Source organism: Streptomyces roseofulvus, from assembly GCF_039534915.1.
GTDB lineage: Bacteria > Actinomycetota > Actinomycetes > Streptomycetales > Streptomycetaceae > Streptomyces > Streptomyces roseofulvus.
Window position 1 is genome coordinate 6,920,978 of sequence record NZ_BAAAWE010000001.1, and the last position, 16,354, is coordinate 6,937,331.

Below are 16,354 nucleotides of genomic sequence, written 5' to 3' on the forward strand. Positions count from 1 at the left end.
ACAACCGTTAGACGAACCCGTAGTTTTTTGCCTCGTCCCCCCCGGCGTCCCATGCCGGCGAACCGGGAACCCCATGCCGACCCCCCTCTGCCGCCCCCAGGAGGACCAGCGATGCTCCAGCTCAGCGCCGTGCCCTGCGCCCCCGCGCCCGGCCGCCTGCCCGAAGGCCCCGTCTGGGACACCGCCCGGCAGGAACTCCTCTGGGTGGACATCACCGAGGGACTGGTCCACCGCGCCGCCCTCACCCGCGAGGACGGCCGCACCGACCTGGTGCCGACCGCCGCCCTCCGCTTCGACAGCCCCGTGGGCGCGGCCGTCCCCTGCGCCTCCGGGGCCCTCCTCGCCGCCACCGGCACCGCCTTCGTCCGCCTGGAGCACGGCCGGCCGCCGGCCGAGGCGGTCGTGCTCGCCGCGCCCGCCCTCCCCGACGACGGCGTCCCGCGCCGCATGAACGACGCCTCCGTCGACCCCGCGGGCCGCCTCCTCGGCGGCACCATGGCCTTCGACGAACGGCCCGGCGCCGGCGCCCTCTACCGCCTCGACGCCGGCCGGCTCACCCCCCTCGTCGAGCCCGTCACCATCTCCAACGGGCTCGGCTGGAGCCCCGACGGCACCCTCCTCTACTACGCCGACAGCCCCACCCGCCGCGTCGACGTCTTCGACTACGACCCCGCCACCGGCGCCCTGTCCGGCCGCCGCCCCTTCGCGGTCCTCGACAGCGGCTACCCCGACGGCCTCACCGTCGACGCCGAGGGCAACGTCTGGGTCGCCGTCTGGGGCGGCGCCGAAGTCCTCGCCTTCACCCCCGGAGGCGTCCCGCACGCGCGCGTGCCCCTGCCCGTCTCCCACGTCACCAGCTGCGCCTTCGCGGGACCCGACCTCGACGTCCTCGTCATCACCACCGCCACCCACGGCCTCCCCGAGGAGCGCCGCCGCGCCGAACCCGACGCCGGCCGCCTCTTCGTCTGCCGCCCGGGCGTCACGGGCCTGCCCGCCACCCCGTACGCCGACCGCTAGACCCCCTCGACCCCCGTGACCCCGTCTCAGGAACCCACCATGACCAGCCCGTACGAGGGGCTGCGCGCCGCCCTGGCCGCCGCCCCCGTCATCGCGATCCTCCGCTCCACCTCGGCCGCCCGCTTCGCCGAGGTCACCGACACCCTCCTCGCCACCGGCGTCCGCGCCGCCGAGTTCACCCTCACCACCCCCGGTGTGCTCGACGCGCTCCGCGAGTACGCCGCCGACGCCCCGCCCGGACTCGCCCTCGGCGCCGGCACCGTCACCACCCCCGCCGAGGCCCAGGCCGCCGTCGAGGCCGGCGCCACCTACCTCATCACCCCCGCCACCTGCACCGACGTCATCGCCGAGGCCGTCCGCCTCGACGTACCGGTGCTCCCGGGGGCCTACACCCCGACCGAGATCCTCACCGCCTGGCGGGCCGGCGCCACCCTGGTCAAACTCTTCCCCGCAGCCACCGGCGGCCCCGCGTACGTCAAGGCCGTCCGCGCCCCGCTCCCCGACGTGCCGCTCGTCCCCACCGGCGGCATCTCCGCCGCCGACGCCCCCGCCTACCTCGCCGCCGGGGCCACCGCCCTCGGCATCGGCGGCCCGCTCGTCGGCGACGCCTGCGAGGGCGGCTCCCTCGCGGCCCTCACGGAGCGCGCGGCGGCCTTCCTGGACGGGATACGGCTCCGATGACGCACCCCGCACGCGCGCGTGGACCCGTCCCCGCACCCGCCCTGGTGACCCTCGGCGAGGCCATGGCCGTCGTCGCCGCCACCACCCCCGGACCGTTCGCCCACGGCGCGCCCCTGCGGCTCGGCTGGGCCGGCGCCGAGGCCACCGTCGCCGTGGGCGTCAGCCGGCTCGGCCACACCGCCGCCTGGACCGGCCGGGTGGGGGACGACGCCGCCGGCGCGATGATCCTCGCCGGGCTGCGCGCCGAGGGCGTCGACGTCACCGGCGCCCGCACCGACCCCGACGCACCCACCGGACTGACGCTCCGCGAGCGCAGGACCGCCGACCGGCTCCGCGTCTCCTACTACCGGACCGGCCTCGCCGGCTCCCGGCTCGCCCCCGCCGACCTCGACGAGGACCGGATCAGCGGCGCCCGGGTCCTCCACGTCACCGGCATCACCCCGGCGCTGAGCGCCACCGCCCGCGCCGCCGCCGAACACGCGGTCGCCGTCGCCCGGGCCGCCGGCGTCACCGTCTCCCTCGACGTCAACCACCGCGAGCGCCTGTGGAGCCGCGCCGAGGCCGCCGAGGTCCTCGGCCGCCTCCTCCCGTACACCGACCTGGTCTTCGCCGGTCCCGAGGAGGCCGCCCTCTTCGTCCCCGACGGCGAACCGGAGGAGATGGCCCGGGCCCTCACCCGGCTCGGCCCCGCCGAGGCCGTCCTCAAGCTCGGCGCCGGCGGCGCCCTCGCGGTCACCGGCGGCGCGTGCCACGTTCGGCCCGCCGTCCCCGTCAGCGCCGTCGACCCCGTCGGCGCGGGCGACGCCTTCGTCTCCGGCTACCTCGCCGCGCTCCTGGACGGCTCCCCGGTCCCCGAACGCCTGCGGCTCGCCGCCCTCTGCGGAGCCTTCGCCGTCTCCGTACCCGGCGACTGGGAGGGCATCCCGCACCGCACCGAACTCGGCCTGCTGGCCGCCCAGGACATCACCCGCTGAACGCCCCTTCCGAGAAGGCCCCTCCCATGAACCGTTTCTCCGGGCAGACCGCCGTCGTCACCGGCGCCGCCTCCGGAATCGGCGCGGCCAGCGCCGCCCGGCTCGCCCGCGAAGGCGCCGCCGTCGTCGTCGCCGACATCGCGGCCCACGCCGGCGAGACCGTCGCCGCCCGCATCCGCGCGGAGGGCGGCCGCGCCGCCTACGTCCACTGCGACGTCTCCTCCGAGGCCGACTGGGCCGCCCTGCGCGACGAGACCCACGACCGCTTCGGCCCCGTCTCCATCCTCCACAGCAATGCCTTCACCCACACCCCGGCCGCCGCCCACGAACTCCCCCTCGACTCCTGGGACCGCGAGCTCGCCGTCAACCTGCGCGCCCTCTACCTCGCGGCCCGCACCTTCCTCGACGACCTGCGCGCCGAGGGCGGCAGCCTGGTCGCCACCTCCAGCGTCCACGCCGACTTCGGCCTCCCCGGCTACCCCGCCTACGCGGCCTCCAAGGGCGGCATGTGCGCCCTGATCCGCCAGTTCGCCGTCGAGTACGGCCCCGACGTGCGCTTCAACTCCGTGCTGCCCGGCCCGATCCTCACCGACGTCTGGAACGACGTCGACGAGGAGGGCCGCCGGCTCTCCGCCGACGCCACCGCCCTCGCCCGCCTCGGCCGCCCCGAGGAGGTCGCCTCCGCCGTCGCCTTCCTCGCCTCCGCCGACGCCGCCTACATCACCGGCACCAACCTCGTCGTGGACGGCGGCTGGACCGTCAAGAAGGACTCCAAGTGAAGGACTCCCCGTGAAGATCACCTCCCTGAAGACCTACCTCGTCGCCCCCCGATGGTGCTTCCTGCGGATCGACACCGACGAGGGCGTCACCGGATGGGGCGAACCCGTCGTCGAGGGCCGCGCCCACACCGTCGCGGCCGCCGTCGACGAACTCTCCGACTACCTGATCGGGCAGGACCCGATGCGGATCGAGGACCACTGGCAGGTCCTCACCAAGGGCGGCTTCTACCGGGGCGGCCCGGTCCTCTCCAGCGCCGTCGCCGGCATCGACCAGGCCCTGTGGGACATCAAGGGCAAGGCCCTCGGCGTCCCCGTCTGGGAACTCCTCGGCGGGCAGGTCCGCGACCGCGTCCGGGTCTACAGCTGGATCGGCGGCGATCGCCCCGACGAGGTGGCGAGCCAGGCCCTGGCCCGCAAGAACGAGGGCTTCACCGCCGTCAAGATGAACGCCTCCGCCCAGCTCCGGCTCATCGACACCCCGGCCGCGACCCAGGCCATCGTCGACCGGGTCGCCTCCCTCCGCGAGGCCGTCGGCGACGCGTTCGACATCGCCATCGACTTCCACGGCCGGCTCACCCTCCCCATGGCCCGCCGGGTCCTGCCGCTCCTGGAGCCGTACCTGCCCTTCTTCGTGGAGGAGCCGGTCGTCCCCGAGATGAGCGACCACATCGGCGAGATCGTCCGCTCCACCCCGATCCCCGTCGCCACCGGCGAACGCCTCTACTCCCGCTGGGACTTCAAGAAGGTCCTCGGCCAGGGCATCGCCGTCGCCCAGCCGGACCTCTCGCACGCCGGCGGCATCTCCGAGACCCGCCGGATCGCCGCCATGGCGGAGGCGTACGACGTCTCCCTCGCCCCGCACTGCCCGCTCGGGCCCATCGCGCTCGCCTCCTGCCTCCAGGTCGGCTTCGCCACCCCGAACCTGCTCATCCAGGAACAGAGCCTCGGCATCCACTACAACACCGGCTCCGACCTCCTCGACTACCTCGTCGACCCCTCGGTCTTCCGGTACGAGGACGGGCACGTCGCCCTGCCCACCGCGCCCGGCCTCGGCATCGAGGTCGACGCGAGGGCCGTGGAACGCGCCGCCGAGACCGGCCACCGCTGGCGCAACCCGGCCTGGCGCCGCGACGACGGCTCGCTCGCGGAGTGGTAGCCCGCCCGACGGGCGGAGGGCCGGACCCCGTCGAGGAGTCCGGCCCTCCAGGGCGGTGCGGGCCTACCGGTGGGCGAACCAGTTCGCCGCCGGCAGCAGCCTGCTGTCGTAGTCGAACAGCGCCTGGTTCTCCCAGGCGTTGCCCGACGACGGGTCGGTGGGGTCCCAGCCGTTGCCGGTGACCGCGGTCCAGGCCGGCTCCCAGTAGACGACGCCGAGGCCGCGGCCGCCCGGGACGGCCTCCACCACGTTCATCACGTCACGCAGCCACGCCGACTGGCCCGCCGGGGAGGCCGGATAGCCCGCGACCAGCTCCGAGGACAGGTCGATGATGTTCTCGTGCGCGTCCTTGCTGTCGAGACGGAAGGGGTACGCCGTCTCCGCGACCATCACCTTCTTGCCGTAACGGGCCGAGATGTCGTCCAGGTTGGCCTGGAGCGACGACAGCGCACCGTGCCAGTAGCCGTAGAACGACAGCGCGATCACGTCGTAACTCACGCCCTGCGCCTTCGCGTTGTCGAACCACGTGCGGTACAGCGCGTTGTCGCCGCCGTTCGCCAGGTGCAGGGCGATCTGCGTGGTGGACGACACCGCCTTCGCCGCCGAGATGCCGGAGTCGAGCAGCCCCGCGAGCTGCGTCCAGTTGCTCGTCGAGCCCTCCGGCCACAGCATGCCGGTGTTGATCTCGTTGCCGATCTGCACCATGTCGGCCGTGGTGCCCTGTGCCTTCAGCGCGTTGAGGACGTCGTACGTGTGGTTGTACACGTCCGTCCTCAGTTGCGTGTACGAGTGCCCCGCCCACGCGGCCGGCTTGGTCTGGGCGCCCGGGTCGGCCCAGATGTCCGAGTAGTGGAAGTCCACCAGCAGTTTCATGCCCTGGGCCTTGATGCGCCGGGCCGTGGCGAGGACCCGGGCCTTGTCGTTGTAGCCGTCGGCCGGGTTCACCCACACCTTCAGCCGGCCGTAGTTGGCGCCCGCGCCCCTGAGCAGCGCGACCGGATCGCCGGTCGTGCCCGACGCGTTCTTGTACGTGGCGCCGAAGTCCTCGTTCTTCTTGAGCCCGGAGAGGTCCACGCCCTTCACCGTGAGGCCGGTCGAGCCGGAGGTGAAGGCGAGGTCATCGACGTTGATCCAGTTGCCCGCCTTGGCATCCGAGTTGATGCTGATCGTGCAGCTGCCGCCGACGACCTTGACGGACGTCACGATCCGTATCCAGGAACTGGTCGACACCGGCAGGTCGGTGCGCTGCTCGGCCGAGCCGCAGTTGCGCAGGGCGAGATACGCGGAGTTCTGGCCGCCGCCGGAGCGCACCCAGGCGCTCAGCGTGTACGTGCCGTCGGTGAGCCCGCTGAGGTACTGGTACGTCTCGACCTTGTAGGCCGCCGATGACCAGTGCGACAGCCGGTAGCCGCCGCTGCGGCCGCCGGCCTCGGTGAACGAGGCCGCGTTCTGCCCGGCGGCCGAGTAGGTGGACCAGCCCGACGGCGTCGCCGTGCCGGTCCCGTCGGCCTCGAACCCGGTGTTGGTGAGCGTGGCGGCGGCCACGGCCTGCTGAGCGGGCAGCGGCCCGAGCAGAAGCCCCGCGCCGAGCGCGGTGGCGAGAACGGCGGAGCGAAGCCGGAAACGGCCTCGGATGGTACGCATCGCCGATGTCCCTTCGACGGTGACGGATGGGGGAGTGGTGGAGCGGTGGCGCTGTTCCTCGGGGACGGGGGGTCACCCGGGGGCGACGCACCACGTGCGCCACCCCCGGGGAGTCTCGGGGTCCCGACCCCGCGAAGGGGCCGGGTGGGGCGGGAAGGGGCGACGGCGGCCCCGCCGAAGGCGAAGCCCGTCCGACGTGCCGCCGCCGGCTGGACGCCGACCACGGACGCCGGGCGCGGGCGCCGCCCGGCACCCGCGACGGGCGCCGCGCGCCGAGCGCCCCCTCCGACCGACATCCCGGCGAGCGTCGCCGCCGACCAGCACCGACGGTCAAGCCCCCGGTGACCAGCCGCCGGCTGTCAGCCGTCAGCGGGCGAGCGTCGCCGTCCGGTGTCAGCCGGTCGGCCGGCGTGGCCCCCGGTGGGCACCGACGGCCACGCCCCGGCCGCCGGCCGTCCGACGGCCGGTGGCCGGTGGCGCCCGCCGAGTGTCAGCCGTCAGCGGGCGAGTGTCGCCGTCCGGCGTCAGCCGGTAGGCCGGCAGCCGCGGGCGGGCACCGGCGGCCACGCCCCGACTGCCGGCCGTCCGACGGTCGGTCGCGCCCGCCGATCGTCAGCCGTCAGCCGTCAGCCGTCAGCCGTCAGCCGTCAGCCGTCAGCCGTCGGCCGTCGGCCGTCGGCCGGAGGTTGCCGCCCGCTGCCGGGTGCGTCGGCGCCCGGCGTCAGGCGTGCAGGCGGACGACCCGGACGCCGCCGGCCGGGACGGTGAGCGTGCCGTGCACCTCGTCGCCGGTCAGGAGGTCCGTGCCGGCGCCGGTGCCGTCCAGGGGCACCTTCGCCTCCTCGGCGGTGTGGTTGAGCGCGAAGACGTAGTGGCCGTGGCTGCCGGCCCGGCGGACGACCTCCACGTCGCGCGCGAGCCCGGGGCGGCTCGGGACGCCGGCGTCCTCGCAGGCCGCCGCGACGATCGCGTCCAGCGAGGCCGCGTCGAGGCGGGTGGAGACGTACCAGGCGGTGCCCCGGCCGAGGCGGTGCCGGGTGACGGCGGGGCCGCCGGCGGCGGGGCCGTCCGCGTACGTCCACACCGTCTCGGCCCCGCGCGGCCGGACGAACTCCGTCCACACGTCGCCGGTGAGCGCGGCCCCGCCGGGGCCGGCGAGGCCGACCCGCTGGTGGTCCAGGAGCGGCGACCACTCGTCGACGGTGAGGCCGAGGACGTCCCGCAGGGCGCCCGGGTAGGCGCCGGGGTGGACGGCGTCGTGCTCGTCGACGATGCCGGAGAAGTACGAGACGACGAGAGTGCCGCCGTTCTCCACGTACTCCCGCAGGTTCCGCCCGGCGGCCTCGGTCATCAGGTAGAGCGCGGGGACGACGACCAGCGGGTAGGCGGAGAGGTCGGCCTCGGGGTGGGCGAAGTCCACCGTGAGGTGCCGGTCGTAGAGGGTCTCGTAGAAGCTGTCGGCGCGCTCGCGGGCGTCGTGCGCCTCGTTCGGCCGCCACTCCAGCTTCTGCGCCCACCAGGACTGCCAGTCCCACAGCATGGCCACGTCCGGGACGGTCCGGGTGCCGCGGACCTCCTCCAGGGCGCCGAGCCCGGCGCCGAGCTCGACGACCTCGCGCCAGATCCGGGTGTCGGTCCCGCCGTGCGGCACCATCGACGAGTGGAACTTCTCGGCTCCGCGCCGGGACTGCCGCCACTGGAAGAACATGGCACCCTCGGAGCCGCGGGCGACGTGCGCGAGGGAGTTGCGGGCCATCTCGCCGGGCCGCTTGGCCGGGTTGCGGGGCTGCCAGTTCACGCCCGACGTGGAGTGCTCCAGGAGCAGCCAGGGCGCGCCGCCGGCGACGGAGCGGGTGAGGTCGGCGGCCATGGCGAGGTTGACGTGGGTGCGGCGGCCGTCGGTGATCAGGTAGTGGTCGTTGGTGACGAGGTCCACCTCGCGGCCCCAGGCCCAGTAGTCGATCGAGTCGCACTGGCTGAGAGCGGTCATGAAGTTCGTCGTGACCGGGATGCCGGGGGACAGCTCGTGCAGGATGTCCCGTTCCGTCCGGAAGTTCTCGCGGATGGTCGCGTCGGCGAAGCGGCGGTAGTCGAGCTGCTGGGCCGGGTTGCCGACGGTGGGGGTGGCGCGGGGCGGCAGGATCTCCTCGTACGTGCCGTACCGCTGGCCCCAGAAGGCGGTGCCCCACGCCTCGTTCACGGCCTCGACGGAGCCGTACGTGCCGTCCAGCCAGCGCCGGAAGTGCGCGGCGCAGCCGTCGCAGTAGCAGGCGCTGACGGGGACGCCGTACTCGTTGTGGACGTGCCAGAGGGCGAGCGCCGGGTGGCCGGCGTACCGGCGGGCCAGCTCGGTGGTGATCCGGGCGGCGGCCTCGCGGTAGGCGGGGGAGCTGTGGCAGATCGCCCCGCGCGAGCCGTACGTGAGGCGGACGCCGTCGGCGGTGACGGGCAGCGCCTCGGGGTGCGCGCGGTAGAACCAGGCGGGCGGGGCGACCGTGGGGGTGCCGAGGTCGACCCTGATGCCGTGCGCGTGCAGCAGGTCGAGGACCCGGTCGAGCCAGCCGAAGTCGTACCGGTCCGGCTCGGGCTCCAGGAGCGCCCAGGAGAAGATCCCGACGCTCACCATGGTGACGCCGGCCTCCCGCATCAGCCGCACGTCCTCCTGCCAGACGCTTTCCGGCCATTGTTCGGGGTTGTAGTCGCCGCCGAACGCGAGCCGGGTCAGGCCCTTGGGGGTCGTGGCTGACATGAGTTTCTCCTGAGCACCTGTGGAACGGAAGGGGGTGTTCGGTTGCCGTGACTGTGAACGTACACACATCAGATTTCGAAGTGGCAACGCAACATAACCGCACAGGAACAACCATTGACAAGTGTCCGGAACGTTTCTCTACTGTGAACGCTCACAGATGCATGGTCGGCCTCTCCGTCCGATGGAGAGGCCCCTTTCGGTCAGGGAGAACCCAACCCATGCCCCAGATCACGCGCCGCAGCCTCGCCGCCGCCACCGCCGTCCTCCTCGGCGCCACCGCGCTCACCGCCTGTGGATCCTCCGACTCCGGCGACGAGGCGGGCGCCGAGTCCGGCCCCGTCAAGCTCACCTACTGGGCCTGGGCGCCCGGCATGGACAAGGTCGCCGCCCTCTGGAACGCCAAGCACCCCGACATCCAGGTCACCGTGCAGAAGCAGGCCTCCGGTGACGACCTGGTCACCAAGATCATCACCGCGGCGAAGGCGCACAAGGGCCCCGACCTCGTCCAGGCCGAGTACCAGGCCCTGCCGACCCTGGTCAGCAACGACGCCCTCGCCGACATAGCCGGCGAGGTCAAGGGCGTCGAGGAGCAGTTCCCCCGCGGCATCTGGCAGCAGACCACCTTCGGCGGCGACGCCGTCTACGCCCTGCCGCAGGACTCAGGCCCGCTGATGTTCTTCTACCGCGAGGACCTCTTCAAGCAGTACGGCCTCACCGTCCCCACCACCTGGGACGAGTTCGCCGAGACCGCCCGCGCGCTGAAGAAGAAGGACCCGAAGAAGGCCCTCACCACCTTCTCCGCCAACGACTCCGGCCTCTTCGCCGGCCTCGCCCAGCAGGCCGGCGCCGAGTGGTGGACCTTCGAGGGCGACACCTGGAAGGTCGGCATCGACGACGCCGCGACCAAGAAGGTCACCGACTTCTGGGGCGGCCTCGTCCAGGAGGGCGCCATCGACAACCAGCCGATGTACACCCCCGCCTGGAACAACGCCCTCAACACCGGCGAGCAGATCGCCTGGGTCTCCGCCGTCTGGGCTCCCGGCACCCTGGGCACCGCCGCCCCCGCCACCAAGGGCAAGTGGGCCATGGCCCCCCTCCCGCAGTGGAGCAAGGGCGAGAACACCACCGGCAGCTGGGGCGGCTCCTCCACCGCCGTCACCGCCGACTCGAAGCACAAGGCGGCCGCCGCCCGGTTCGCCACCTGGCTGAACACCGACCCCGAGGCGCTGGCGGCGCTCGTCAAGGAGAGCGGCATCTACCCCGCCGCCACCGCGGCGCACACCAGCGGCGCCCTCTCCAAGGCCCCCGACTACTTCGCGAACCAGCCCGACTTCTACCGGAAGGCCGCCGAGATCGCGTCGACCACCGCCCCCGCGGCCTGGGGCCCCAACGTGAACGTCGCCTACACCGCCTTCAAGGACGAGTTCGGCAAGGCCGCCAAGGCCAAGACGAAGACCGCCTTCGACGCCGCCCTCGCCAAGCTCCAGGAGACCACGGTCGCCGACCTCGCCAAGCAGGGCTTCGAGGTCGCCAAGTGACGCAGCCCCCCAAGGGCGCGCGCAGGTCGTACGGGGTCAAGACGGCCCCGTATGCCTTCCTCCTCCCCGCCGCCGTCCTCTTCCTCCTCTTCTTCGCGCTGCCCATCGGCTACGCGGTCTGGCTGAGCTTCCACAGGACCGAGATCAAGGGCAACGGCCTCGGCAAGGGCGCCAAGTCCGAGGTCTGGGCCGGCCTGGAGAACTACGCCTCCGCCCTCACCGACCCCGAGTTCCTCGCCAGCGCGCTGCGCGTCCTCGGCTACGGCGCCGTCGTCGTCCCCGTGATGCTCGGCCTCGCCCTCTTCTTCGCGCTGCTGCTCGACTCCCGGCGCGTCCGCGGCCGCTCCTTCGCCCGGCTCGCGATCTTCCTGCCGTACGCCGTCCCCGGCGTCATCGCCGCCGTCCTCTGGGGCTTCCTCTACCTCCCCGACGTCAGCCCCCTCCACCACCTCCTGGAGAAGGCCGGACTCCCGCAGCCCGACCTCATGGACGGCGGCCCGCTGTACCTCGCGATGGCCAACATCGCGGTCTGGGGCGGCACCGGCTTCAACATGATCGTCATCTACACCTCGCTGCGCTCCCTGCCCGCCGAGGTCTTCGAGGCCGCCACGCTCGACGGCTGCTCCGAGCTCCAGATCGCGCTCCGCATCAAGATCCCGATGGTGGCGCCCTCCCTGGTCCTGACCTTCTTCTTCTCGATCATCGCCACCCTTCAGGTCTTCAACGAGCCCACCACGCTCAGGCCGCTCACCAACGGCATCCCCTCCACCTGGAGCCCCCTGATGAAGGTCTTCAACGACGCGTTCACCGGCGGCAACATCTACGCGGCCTCCGCCACGGCCGTCGTCCTCGCCCTGGCCACGTTCGCGCTCTCCTTCGCCCTCCTCAGGATCTCCAACCGCCGCACCACACAAGGAGCCAGCCGATGACCGGGCTCGCCTCCCCGACGCTCCGCAAGGCGGCCCCCGCCGCCGGCACCACCCCCGGCGTCCCGCAGGGCCCCCCGCGCCCCCGCCGCACCGCGCTGCTGCCCACCGCCGCGCTCGTCCTCGGCGCGGTCTACTGTCTGCTGCCGGTCGCCTGGGTCGTCGTCGCCGCCACCAAGGCCGACGACGAGCTCTTCTCCACCTTCAGCTTCCTGCCGGGCAGCGGACTCGGCGACAACCTCACCGACCTCACCGCCTACCGCGACGGCATCTACTGGCGCTGGATGGGCAACTCCGTCCTCTACGCGGGCCTCGGCGCCGTCCTGTCGACCGTGGTCTCCGCCTTCGCCGGCTACGCCCTCGCCGTCTACCGCTTCCGCGGCCGCGAACTCTTCTTCAACGTCATGCTCACCGGCGTCCTCATGCCCCCGGTCATCCTCGCCATCCCGCAGTACCTGCTCATGGCCGAGGCCGACCTGACGGACAGCTACGTCTCCGTGCTGCTGCCGCTGATCCTCTCCCCGTACGGCGTCTACCTCGGCCGCATCTACGCCGAGGCCGCCATCCCGGCGGAACTGGTCGAGGCGGGCCGCGTGGACGGGGCCGGCGAATGGCGGATCTTCACCCGGATCGCCGTCCCGATGCTCGGGCCCGGCCTGGTGACGATCTTCCTCTTCCAGTTCGTCGCCATCTGGAACAACTTCCTGCTGCCGTTCATCATGCTCGGCGACGACGAGAAGTTCCCCATGACCGTCGGCCTGTTCACCCTCCTCAAGCAGGGCGCCAGCCAGCCCGCCCTCTACACCCTCGTCATCACCGGCGCGCTGCTCGCCGTCGTCCCGCTGATCGCGCTCTTCCTCGTCATCCAGCGGTTCTGGAGCCTCGACCTGCTGTCGGGCGCCGTAAAGTCCTGAGCACAGGGGAACGAGGGGAACACACAGCATGGGCACCACAGCGGGCAGGCGCCGCCCGGCCACCATCCACGACGTGGCCCGCGAGGCGGGTGTCTCGCGCGGCACCGTCTCCCGCGTCCTCAACGGCGGCCACTACGTGAGCCCGGCGGCGAAGGCGGCCGTCGACGCCGCGATCAGGAGAACGGGCTACGTCGTCAACCGGCACGCCCGCTCGCTGATCACCGGCAAGTCCGACTCCGTCGCCTTCCTTCTGACGGAACCGCAGGAGCGGTTCTTCGAGGACCCCAACTTCAACGTCCTCCTGCGTGCCTGCACCCAGGCCCTCGCCGACCGCGACATCCCGCTGATCCTGATGATCGCCGGCACCGAGGACGAACGCCGCCGCAACCTCCGCTACATCGAGGCCGGCCACGTCGACGGCGTCCTCCTCGTCTCCAGCCACTCCGGCGACCCCGTGGTGGCCCGGCTGCACGAGGCCGGCGTGCCCGTCGTCGCCTGCGGCAAGCCGCTCGGCCAGACCACCCGCATCGGGTACGTCGCCGCCGACGACCGCGACGGCGCCCGCGAGATGGTCCGCCACCTGTACGCCACCGGGCGGCGCCGGATCGCCACGGTCACCGGCCCGCTCGACACCCCCGGTGGCGTCGAACGGCTCGCCGGCTACCGCGAGACCCTCGCCGCGTGCGGGCTCCCCGTCGACGAGGACCTCATCGTCACCGGCGACTACAGCCGCGCCAGCGGCGCCGAGGCCGCCCGCACCCTCCTGGAGCGGGCCCCCGACACCGACGCCGTCTTCGTCGCCTCCGACCTGATGGCCCAGGGCGTCCTGGACACCCTCGCCCGCGCCGGCAAGCGGATCCCCGAGGACATCGCCGTCGGCGGCTTCGACGACTCCCCGGCCGCGCTCGACTCCCAGCCGCCGCTCACCACCATCCGGCAGCCCTGGGACCGGATCAGCGCCGAGATGGTCCGCACCCTCCTCGCCCGGATAGCGGGCGAGGACCCGGCGACCGTCATCCTCCCGACGGAACTGGTGGTCCGCGCCTCCGCCTGACGGAACCCCTGCCCCACCGCGCCGGCCCCGGAGCCGGGACCACGTCCCCGCTCCGGGGCCGGTGCGTGGGTCCGGAGGGCGACAGCGGTCCCGTCCGACGCTACGATGAATCGATTCAGTCACGCGTGGGGGACACCGAGGAGCCGTCTGTGCAGAGGGTCTGCTTCCTGCTGAAGGTCCGCGCCGAGCGGGTGGAGGAGTACCGGGCGCGCCACGCCGAGGTCTGGCAGGAGATGCGCGACGCGCTCACCGCCACCGGCTGGCGCAACTACTCGCTCTTCCTGCGCGACGACGGCCTCCTCGTCGGCTATCTGGAGACCGACGACTTCGGGAAGGCGAAGGCCGCCATGGAGGCCACCGAGGTGAACGCCCGCTGGCAGGCCGAGATGGCCGGCTTCTTCGAGGAGCTGGACGGCCGGCGGCCGGACGAGGCGATGCGCCCCCTGACCGAGGTCTTCCACCTCGCGTGAGGGGGCCGCATAGGATGCGAGCGGTGGCGGCGACCCCGGACGGGCGGGGCGGGACGGGCAGGACGGACGACCAGGTGACATGCGGGTGGAACGGGTGACGGGCACCGCCGGGACCGTCGGGGAGTCCGGCGGGGGCAGCGGCGCGGCCAGGCCCGCCGGAGGCCGTACCGTCGGCATCAAGGACGTGGCCCGGGAGGCCGGCGTCTCGGTCGGCACCGTCTCCAACGTGATCAACCAGCCGGAGCGGGTCTCCCCGGCCACCCTCGAACACGTCCGCCGGGTCATCGACCGGCTCGGCTACGTCCGCAGCGAGTCCGCCCGTCAGCTCCGGGCCGGCCGCAGCCGGATCATGGCGCTGCTCGTCCTCGACATGGGCAACCCCTTCTTCGTCGACATCGCCCGCGGCGCCGAGCGCACCGCCCGGGCGGCCGGACTCGGCGTGATGGTCTGCAACAGCGACCAGAACCCCGGCGACGAGGCCGACTACCTCTCGCTCTTCGCCGAACAGCGGGTGCGCGGCGTCCTCGTCACCCCCGCCGACCCCAGCGGCGCCAACCTCCGCGACTTCCGCCGCCACGGCATCCCGTACGTCCTGGTCGACCGGGTCGGCGAGGAGGCCGGCGGCTGCTCGGTCTCCGTCGACGACGTCGTCGGCGGCTCCCTCGCCATCCGGCACCTCGCCGCCGCCGGCCACCGCTCCTTCGCGTACGTCAGCGGCCCCGACCGCCTCCAGCAGGTGCGGGACCGCCGCGAGGGCGCGCTGCTCGCGCTCGCCGAGGCCGGACTGCCCGCGGCGGCCCTCCGCGAGATCCCGGCGGACCGGCTCGACGTGGCCTCCGGCCGGGACGCCGGCTCCCGGCTGCTCGGCCTCGCCGACCGCCCCACCGCCGTCTTCTGCGCCAACGACCTGCTGGCCCTCGGCGTCCTCCAGGCGCTGTACGCGGCCGGGGTGCGGGTGCCGGAGGACATGGCGATCGTCGGCTACGACGACATCGAGTTCGCGGCGGCCGCCACCGTCCCGCTCACCTCCGTGCGCCAGCCGGCCCTGACCCTGGGGGCCAGGGCCGCCGAACTGCTCCTGGAGGAGACCGGCGAGGCGGCGGCCGACCACCGGCACCAGCAGGTGGTGCTCCAGCCGGAGCTGGTCGTCCGCCGCTCCAGCCTCACCTCCCGCTGACGCCGCCTCGGGGCGCGTCCGGGCTCAGCGCGGCACGCCGAGCAGGTGCTCCAGGGCCAGCTGGTCCAGCCGCTCGAAGGCCATCGAGCGCGCCGCGACCGCGTCCGCGTCGAAGGTCTCGTACGCGGTCGGGTCGGCCAGCAGCTCGGCCAGGCCCGCGCCGGCGGTGGGCACGGCCAGCTCGGGCAGCCGGGACGCGGCGAGGGCCGCGACGACCTCCGGGTCGGCGCGGAACTCCGCCGCCCGCTCCTTGAGGATCAGGTAGTTCCGCATGCAGTTCTTCGCCGACTCCCACACGCCGTCGAAGCCGTCCGTGCGCACCGGCTTGAAGTCGAAGTGGCGCGGGCCCGCGTAACCGGCCGACTCCAGCAGGTCGACCAGCCAGAACGCCTGGCGCAGGTCCCCGGCGCCGAAGCGGAAGTCCTGGTCGTACTTGATGCCGGACTGGCCGTTGAGGTCGATGTGGAACAGCTTGCCCGCCCACAGGGCCTGCGCGATGCCGTGCGGGAAGTTCAGCCCGGCCATCTGCTCGTGGCCCGTCTCCGGGTTGACGCCCACCAGCTCGGGCCGCTCCAGGCGCTCGATGAAGGCCAGGGCGTGGCCGATGGTGGGGAGCAGGATGTCGCCGCGCGGCTCGTTGGGCTTCGGCTCGATCGCGAACCGCAGGTCGTACCCCTGCTCGGTGACGTACTGGCCGAGGAGGTCGAACGCCTCCTTCATCCGGTCCAGGGCGACCCGCACGTCCTTCGCCGCACCGGACTCGGCGCCCTCGCGGCCGCCCCAGGCGACGTACACCTGGGCGCCGAGCTCGACGGCGAGGTCGATGTTGCGGATCGTCTTGCGCAGGGCGAAGCGGCGGACGTCCCGGTCGTTGGCGGTGAAGGCGCCGTCCTTGAAGACCGGGTGCGTGAAGAGGTTCGTGGTGGCCATGGGGACCTGGAGGCCCGTGCGGTCGAGGGCGTCCCGGAACCGCTTCACGACCGCCTCGCGCTCCGCCTCCGGCGCGCCGAAGGGGATGAGGTCGTCGTCGTGGAAGGTGACGCCGTACGCCCCGAGCCCGGCCAGCCGCTCGACCGACTCGACCGGGTCCAGGGCCGGGCGGGTCGCGTCGCCGAAGGGGTCGCGGCCCTGCCAGCCGACGGTCCAGAGGCCGAAGGTGAAACGGTCCTCGGGGGTGGGGGAGAAACGCTCGGTCATGGTGGGTTCCTTCTCCTGGTGACCTGGCGGGAGGATTTGTTTTCTGAGATAACTAATACGCCACCGACGCCCGGCGGC

The 16,354-nt window shown here is 73.2% G+C and carries 14 protein-coding genes; 11 read left to right on the top strand and 3 right to left on the bottom strand.

Annotated elements, in window-relative coordinates; genetic code table 11:
• The first annotated feature begins 111 nt into the window (after positions 1-111).
• The 5 genes from ABFY03_RS31880 to dgoD are packed head-to-tail and all read left to right on the top strand — an operon-like array spanning position 112 to position 4,607.
• Entirely contained in the window at positions 112-1,017 is a 906-nt protein-coding gene (locus ABFY03_RS31880; protein ID WP_346171465.1) for an SMP-30/gluconolactonase/LRE family protein, read from the top strand.
• Positions 1,018-1,056: 39 nt separating this feature from the next.
• A complete protein-coding gene (locus tag ABFY03_RS31885; protein WP_346171466.1) occupies positions 1,057-1,698 on the top strand; it encodes a bifunctional 4-hydroxy-2-oxoglutarate aldolase/2-dehydro-3-deoxy-phosphogluconate aldolase in 642 nt (213 codons plus the stop codon).
• A complete protein-coding gene (locus ABFY03_RS31890) occupies positions 1,695-2,672 on the top strand; it encodes a sugar kinase (protein WP_319010462.1) in 978 nt (325 codons plus the stop codon). Before ABFY03_RS31885 ends, ABFY03_RS31890 begins: the two co-directional genes overlap by 4 nt.
• A gap of 26 nt (positions 2,673-2,698) precedes the next feature.
• Positions 2,699-3,451: an SDR family NAD(P)-dependent oxidoreductase gene (locus ABFY03_RS31895; protein WP_319010463.1), complete on the top strand. Its 753-nt coding sequence runs from the start codon at positions 2,699-2,701 to the stop codon at positions 3,449-3,451.
• Between the two features lie 10 nt (positions 3,452-3,461).
• A complete protein-coding gene (gene dgoD / locus ABFY03_RS31900; protein ID WP_319010464.1) occupies positions 3,462-4,607 on the top strand; it encodes a galactonate dehydratase in 1,146 nt (381 codons plus the stop codon).
• Positions 4,608-4,670: 63 nt separating this feature from the next.
• Here the strand turns inward: dgoD and ABFY03_RS31905 are convergent, their stop codons facing one another.
• Together ABFY03_RS31905 and ABFY03_RS31910 are read right to left on the bottom strand one after the other, a co-directional pair.
• A complete protein-coding gene (locus ABFY03_RS31905; RefSeq protein WP_346171467.1) occupies positions 4,671-6,251 on the bottom strand; it encodes a glycoside hydrolase family 53 protein in 1,581 nt (526 codons plus the stop codon).
• 721 nt (positions 6,252-6,972) lie between these two features.
• Entirely contained in the window at positions 6,973-9,000 is a 2,028-nt protein-coding gene (locus ABFY03_RS31910; RefSeq protein ID WP_319010466.1) for a beta-galactosidase, read from the bottom strand.
• Positions 9,001-9,218: 218 nt separating this feature from the next.
• Here ABFY03_RS31910 and ABFY03_RS31915 point away from each other — a divergent pair, with 218 nt between their 5' ends.
• The 6 genes from ABFY03_RS31915 (at position 9,219) to ABFY03_RS31940 (ending at position 15,079) form a co-directional block, all read left to right on the top strand.
• Complete coding sequence (locus ABFY03_RS31915) at positions 9,219-10,538, top strand: ABC transporter substrate-binding protein (protein WP_319010467.1); 1,320 nt, start codon at positions 9,219-9,221, stop codon at positions 10,536-10,538.
• Positions 10,535-11,467: a carbohydrate ABC transporter permease gene (locus ABFY03_RS31920; RefSeq protein WP_319010468.1), complete on the top strand. Its 933-nt coding sequence runs from the start codon at positions 10,535-10,537 to the stop codon at positions 11,465-11,467. Before ABFY03_RS31915 ends, ABFY03_RS31920 begins: the two co-directional genes overlap by 4 nt.
• Positions 11,464-12,378 carry a carbohydrate ABC transporter permease gene (locus ABFY03_RS31925; protein WP_319010469.1) on the top strand — a complete coding sequence of 305 codons (915 nt, stop codon included), beginning with the start codon at positions 11,464-11,466 and terminating at the stop codon, positions 12,376-12,378. Before ABFY03_RS31920 ends, ABFY03_RS31925 begins: the two co-directional genes overlap by 4 nt.
• A 28-nt stretch (positions 12,379-12,406) precedes the next feature.
• Entirely contained in the window at positions 12,407-13,432 is a 1,026-nt protein-coding gene (locus ABFY03_RS31930) for a LacI family DNA-binding transcriptional regulator (RefSeq protein WP_319010470.1), read from the top strand.
• Positions 13,433-13,581: 149 nt separating this feature from the next.
• Positions 13,582-13,902 carry an L-rhamnose mutarotase gene (locus tag ABFY03_RS31935; protein WP_319010471.1) on the top strand — a complete coding sequence of 107 codons (321 nt, stop codon included), beginning with the start codon at positions 13,582-13,584 and terminating at the stop codon, positions 13,900-13,902.
• A 94-nt stretch (positions 13,903-13,996) separates the two neighbouring features.
• The gene (locus ABFY03_RS31940; RefSeq protein ID WP_386723798.1) at positions 13,997-15,079 is read left to right on the top strand and encodes a LacI family DNA-binding transcriptional regulator; all 1,083 of its coding nucleotides are present in this window, start codon (positions 13,997-13,999) and stop codon (positions 15,077-15,079) included.
• A gap of 24 nt (positions 15,080-15,103) precedes the next feature.
• Here the strand turns inward: ABFY03_RS31940 and xylA are convergent, their stop codons facing one another.
• Positions 15,104-16,276, bottom strand: a complete 1,173-nt coding sequence (gene xylA / locus ABFY03_RS31945; protein ID WP_319010472.1) for a xylose isomerase — start codon at positions 16,274-16,276, stop codon at positions 15,104-15,106.
• Positions 16,277-16,354: the final 78 nt, after the last annotated feature.